This is a genomic window from Ruegeria sp. AE4 (assembly GCF_056542185.1).
Genome location: NZ_JBQFZK010000060.1, coordinates 1 through 537 on the forward strand (window position 1 = coordinate 1; position 537 = coordinate 537).

At 55.5% G+C, this 537-nt stretch carries 1 pseudogene; it reads left to right on the forward strand.

Annotated features, from left to right (window positions below):
- Nucleotides 1-524, forward strand: a pseudogene (locus ACR0EK_RS20345) (IS3 family transposase); the annotation flags it as partial.
- Nucleotides 525-537 lie beyond the last annotated feature (13 nt).

Sequence of the window (537 nt, forward strand, 5' to 3'; positions counted from 1 at the left end):
TCGTGTGTTCGGCTGAGGCCGGAGTATCGCAATCATGTATGGAGCTATGATTTCGTCCATTGTCGAACCGACGATGGCAAAGCCTTCCGGACGCTGAACATCCTTGATGAGCACAGCCGGGAGTGCCTGGCGATTAGAGTGAAGCGCAAGCTGAACTCGGTCGACGTGATCGACGCCCTGACGGATCTGTTCATACTTCGGGGGCACCCTGTTTCATACGTTCAGACAATGGGCCAGAATTTGTCGCCCAGGCTGTCCGAGACTGGACCGCCGCAGTTGGCGCCCAGACGGCTTACATTGAACCTGGGAGCCCGTGGGAGAACGGATACTGCGAAAGCTTCAATGGCCGGTTCAGGGACGAACTACTCAACGGCGAAATCTTCTACAGCCTGCGCGAAGCACAAATCCTGATCGAACAATGGAGGAGACACTACAATACAAAACGCCCCCACAGTGCACTGGGCTATCGCCCGCCGGCACCTGAAACCATCATCCCGATGGATCACAGGCCGATGATGCACTAACAATCAACTTGGA